The organism is Segatella maculosa DSM 19339 = JCM 15638, assembly GCF_000382385.1.
In the GTDB taxonomy this organism is placed as follows: domain Bacteria; phylum Bacteroidota; class Bacteroidia; order Bacteroidales; family Bacteroidaceae; genus Prevotella; species Prevotella maculosa.
In genome coordinates this window covers 1-5,285 of sequence record NZ_KB908362.1, presented here as the reverse complement: position 1 = coordinate 5,285, position 5,285 = coordinate 1, and the positions used below count along the sequence as shown (strand labels likewise).

Sequence of the window (5,285 nt, the reverse complement as noted above, 5' to 3'; positions counted from 1 at the left end):
GGCCGGCCAGTAGACTTACAGCCTTTTGTATAAGCCACTTCTATTATAGCACGAATAGGTGCCCAATCAATGACTGTGTTTATTTGTGAAAAGAATGTCTGCTTGACCTTTCTCTGTCCAAGGAACAGGTCAGCAAAACTTGGAGAGGATAACTTCTGTTTCATACGATAAAGGTACAAAAAATATTTAAGAAAATTATGGGAAGAGTTTTGCAGAGGTCTCAATCCTTTTGCATCTCTGCCAAAGTAGCAAATCTATAATCTGTTTTTTATCCAGATTAATGATATTTACCTATAAATATTATTGCTGTATATTTATTCTTATTTAGTAACCATACAATAAAGTATGATATTGTCAATGCCATGATAAAGGCAAGAAAAATGCATGCCCATGTGCTTAAAGAGGGCATAGCAGTCTGTATGCCATCAACAATATAGTCCATGATTGACAAATGCACCACATATAGTCCTAATGATACAATTCCAAGGTGGCAGAGTGTATTGTTCAGTGGGTGGGTGTTATTCAATATCTTTGGTGCTATGCTATTTATAATTAAGATTGCTACAAGAGCAGTAAATCCCCTATAGGCATATTGAAGTAAAGAGGAAGGTAAATAGGGAATGGCAGGAATCCATGAAGGTAATCCGTGCATTGTCCACCCCCAAGCTAACCATATCCAAAGAAAGAAGAAGATTACAAGTGTAATTCTGTTCCATTTCACCTTTAACTTAAAAGCTTTGAACTTATGCAGGAAATAGCCAACAGTATAAAAGAGAAAATAATAGGATAGGAATTGAAACCCTAATATGCGTATCTCTATTGTAACCATTAGCCCCAAAAGCAAGAGGCATGTGCAAAGGATAATCCATATTTCATTTATCTTTAGATTGAATGCTACCAGCTGTGCAAGTCTGAATATGGCAAAAATCCAGAAGAGCACCCAGAGAAACCAAAAGGAGTGATCGGGATACAGCAGAAAGTCTGTCGAGGCTTGCAGTGTGTAGTCTCCTTTTCTGATAAATGTTATAATTATCCAAACAAAGTAAGGAACAAGCAACTGTAAGCTTCTTCGTTTGCAACTCTTTAAATACTCTTCCTTAGTATAACTTGATAAATCTCCTCTAAAAAGCAGCCAGCCACTAACCGCTATAAAAGCTGGCATATGAAAGGAGTAGATGAAATTAAACACGTGGTTACTATTGCATTCATATCCAAGGGTACCCTGAATGGCATGTCCAAGGATGACAAGAAGCATAAGCCACCCCTTGAGAGAGTCTGCCCATATGAGTCGTGGTTGTGTCATGTTTATTCTTTTATAATATTCAGTTTGGTGTTTTTAGATAAAGAGCTGACAAATCTTGGATAGACTTCATACATTAATCTCCACAGATTTAACAAGCAATTGCAAAGTTATCTTATTTTTCTTATAAATTACTCTTTTGATATTAAAAAGTTTAGTCTTACTCTCGGTTCGGAGTAGATAAACTGTCAAAACTCTGCTCATACTCATTGAAGAGGATAGGCATTAGGGATTGTTTCAAGTAAAATCTTCTTCCGAATTGGTGTAACCTCTGTTTCATCAATATGGCTATAAAGCAGCAAAGTATTGAAACATCTTTCCCGTTTCTGCCTGTTTTTCTCTTCTCTCTCATATTGTGAAGATGCTGTTTTGGGTCAGAAAGTGCTTCGATGAGCGTCAAATGGGGCCGTGAAATGACTCAAATCATGCTGTGAAGTGCCCCAAATGAGGCTGTGAAATGCGTCATATTGCGGTGTGTTCTGCATCAAGTTACGACGCAATAGAACTTGAATTGTGTACTATGGTTTTCGAAGTGGTGAAATTGCATGGCAGGCTTTAGACCTATATTGCCCTTATCTTTTCGTCGAAATCCTTGGCCCCGCCTTTCTCATGAAATAGTTTTTGCAGGAGGCGTTGCCGCATGTTGGTTACGCTTTGCGGACTGATTCCGAGCAAGGCAGACAGTTCGCTGGGAATGAACCGCAGACGGATGAGCATGCAGATGTGGCGTTCTTTTGCGTTGAGGTCGCTATGGTTAAGTAGCTTTATCAGTGGAGTGTCGTGGTTGACAATGAGCCGAGACAGTTCATTCCAGTTGCTTTCGGGGGCCATTTGTCCACGTGAAGCAAGGCGATGCAGACTGAAAACGCAAGCGCTGGTGAGCATTTCGTTTTCTATGTTCCATTTTTCAGGCGCTTTTCTGTCATCTTGATAGTGGGCGATGCGCTTTTCCAAGAGGCTGATTTTGCTTCGAGCCTGCTGATATTCTTCGAGGTATTGAACGTATTGGGCATTGACATTGTTGAGGCTGTGACGCAGTGTTTTCAGTTTGTTTTTATAGTGGCGGTGTCCCGTGATGGCAAGGAAAGCAAGACAGATAATGCCCAACAGCAGGGCATTGATGCGTTGGTAGGCCCGCTTTTGCAGCGTAGCATGCTCGTAGTCGGCCTGCAATTGGGCAACCTCATCGGTGCTGATATGCGGTGCTTCCTTTGTGGCTCGGCGATATTCCTGCAAAAGAAAAGTGTTGTCTGGCTTGAATTTCAGGAGAGAGTCGAGGGCAGCCATGCGCGTTTCGTGGTCGCTGGCGTTGGCAGCTTGATACCAGTAGTCTTCTGCCATGGCTGCTTCTCCCTTTCTTTGCCACAGATTTCCTATGGCCATTGCAGCGTGGTAAGAGTCGTCAAGAGGGTAGGCTTGGGTGAGATATGCACCTGCATGCGCATCATCCTGATGGTCGAGATACCACTCCCCGATGCTTGTCATCGCTTCTGCATAGGTGTGATGGTCGGTTTTATCGATGAGGGGTAAAGCTTGTATCAGGCACAGCATGGTGCTGTCAGCGTGTCGCAAGCGTTTGTGCGCATGACTTTCATAGAGATAGCATTGAGCAATCAGTGGTTGATTTCTTTTGAATGCCCGTGCAGATTGACGTGCTTCCTTAAACTGTTGCAGTGCCCGCTGATAGCAGCCGTTGGCAAGATTGATGCTCCCAAGTTGCAGTTTGGTGAGGCATTGTTGGTATTTGTCGCTGTTGGCAGTGTGTTGTTCTGCAGCAATGGCATTCGTGAGGGCTTCTTTGTAATAGCCATGCTTGTGTTGGTTGATACTCTTGCAGAGCAACGCACGTGCGAGTAGAGTGCTTTCGTCCTGCTGTCTGTAGTAGTTGATGAGCGTGTCAATGGTTTGGTTTGTTTGGAAGAGAAGCGGTTTTTTCAGGAAAGTTTCGCAATAGAGCAGGCTGTAATAGGCCTTGTCTTCAGGGGTGGTAAACAGCGTGTTGTTTTCATATAGCAGGTTGAAAGCCGAGTCTGGGTTGGTGCGCTGCAGGCTGTCAACGTGCATGAGGAAAGCGTTGCGGGTGCTCTTTGTAGAACATCCCGCAACGAAGAGAGAGATTATTAATATAATAAGGTGGAGTTTCCTCATTCTTTTATTTGAGTCTGAAAGCTACAGGTATGTTGAACTTCACTCTTACGGGCTTTCCTTCTTGTTTTCCCGGAGACCACTTGGGCATTGCTTTTATGACTCTCTCGGCCTCTTTGTCAAGCAAAGGGTGTATATGTCTGACGACTTTTACATTGCTGATGCTGCCGTCTTTCTCAACGATGAAGTTAATCATGACCTTTCCTTCGATGCCCTTTTTCTCGGCTTTTGGGGGATATTTGATGTTTTTGGCAAGGTATTGCATCAGTTCCTGCATACCACCTGGATACTGGGGCATCACTTCTACGATGTCGTAGACCTTGGTTTTCTTCTGTGCCTGTGTCTCTGTTGTCGCGAAACTGAATATCAATGCGAGCATGAACATCAGGGCTTTCATTCTTGTTGTTATTCTGGTTTTCATTTTGTTTCAAGTTTGTGGGTTTATAATTCCGTTGTTTGTCATGACATTGCAAAAGTAGTAAATTCTTCGTTTGCAGTCAAGTAATTCGTTACACAGGTTTACACAAGGGCCGCATTTCCTTTTCTTTGCTTGTAAGTTTCCGTTGTATTCTCTTCCCTTTTGTTATATACGACAGTTCTTAGTCTTTTTAAAAAGGACTGGTTCTGTTTACTTTTTGTGTATAATATTTTACATAAATGCAATTGGAAGGCTCTGGCTTATTTGCTCAATCTTGTTTGGAAGTCTCTCCACTTCTGCTCCACTTTTCTTCATTTGCCCTGAAGTTTAGATTAATTAACATTTTAACTATCTGATAATCAGTGGCTTTTCATTTCCTAAGAACAAGAACAAAGAACAAGAACAAAGAACAAGAACAAGAACGACGGAAAGAAACAGAAGAAAGGGAGCCGCCGACGCCGACGTGTTCTCTCTGTAGTTTTTTTTACAGTTGCATCGCAGTCTTCAAGCTTGCGGTCAGCCTCTCTGCCGTCAGCCGTTTGTCGGTATGTTCTGTTTTCTGACCTCGTAAATCCTGTCTTTCTGTCATGATTTATGAAAATTTTCAGTTGTTTTCAAACTTTTCTTTAAAAACATTTGGAAGTGGCGTGTTTTTGTATTACCTTTGCAAGCGCTTTCAGGAAGAAATCACTTGAACATTGATTATGAATTCCAGGAGCAAGGCAGGGGTCTTGCAAAAGGCTCTGGCCACTTAGAAGAAGCGTTCTTTGAAAGGATTTACATAAACAGAGAAGTAGTACAAGAAGCGAGACATGTAGCGATATGTGTCTTGGGTAGAATAAACGAACCGATCAATTCGAGCAGTGAAGTGATGGGGAACGGGACAGTGAGTGATTGCTTTCTTAGTCCGTTGCTTTCTTGCTTTCAATTTGTTTTTTTACTATTAAATCAGGGAGATTCGTTCTGAACAGATTATTCATGGTATGAGCTTGAAGCCGAGACAGTTCTGCTGTCTTTTCTTTTTGCTTCTTACCTTTCAAACTTACTTTACAATGGAGAGTTTGATCCTGGCTCAGGATGAACGCTAGCTACAGGCTTAACACATGCAAGTCGAGGGGAAACGACATTGAAGCTTGCTTCGATGGTCGTCGACCGGCGCACGGGTGAGTAACGCGTATCCAACCTGCCTCTGACCAAGGGATAACCCGTCGAAAGTCGGACTAATACCTTATGCAGTCGTCGGAAGTCATCTGATGACGACGAAAGATTTCATCGGTGAGAGATGGGGATGCGTCTGATTAGCTTGTTGGCGGGGTAACGGCCCACCAAGGCGACGATCAGTAGGGGTTCTGAGAGGAAGGTCCCCCACATTGGAACTGAGACACGGTCCAAACTCCTACGGGAGGCAGCAGTGAGGAATAT

At 42.7% G+C, this 5,285-nt stretch carries 3 protein-coding genes, 1 rRNA gene and 1 pseudogene; 1 reads left to right on the top strand and 4 read right to left on the bottom strand.

The annotated features are described in order from the left end of the window. From H164_RS16015 to H164_RS0114030, 4 genes and pseudogenes are all read right to left on the bottom strand, one after another. A pseudogene (locus H164_RS16015) lies at positions 1 to 164 on the bottom strand (IS5 family transposase); the annotation flags it as partial. A 113-nt stretch (positions 165 to 277) separates the two neighbouring features. After that, positions 278 to 1,303, bottom strand: a complete 1,026-nt coding sequence (locus tag H164_RS0114040) for an acyltransferase family protein (RefSeq protein ID WP_019969214.1) — start codon at positions 1,301 to 1,303, stop codon at positions 278 to 280. Positions 1,304 to 1,861: 558 nt separating this feature from the next. Then, a complete protein-coding gene (locus H164_RS0114035) occupies positions 1,862 to 3,448 on the bottom strand; it encodes a hypothetical protein (RefSeq protein WP_026356394.1) in 1,587 nt (528 codons plus the stop codon). A 4-nt stretch (positions 3,449 to 3,452) separates the two neighbouring features. Then, the gene (locus tag H164_RS0114030) at positions 3,453 to 3,866 is read right to left on the bottom strand and encodes an energy transducer TonB (protein WP_025830421.1); all 414 of its coding nucleotides are present in this window, start codon (positions 3,864 to 3,866) and stop codon (positions 3,453 to 3,455) included. A gap of 1,046 nt (positions 3,867 to 4,912) precedes the next feature. Here H164_RS0114030 and H164_RS0114020 point away from each other — a divergent pair. Beyond that, positions 4,913 to 5,285 (top strand): 16S ribosomal RNA (locus H164_RS0114020); the annotation flags it as partial.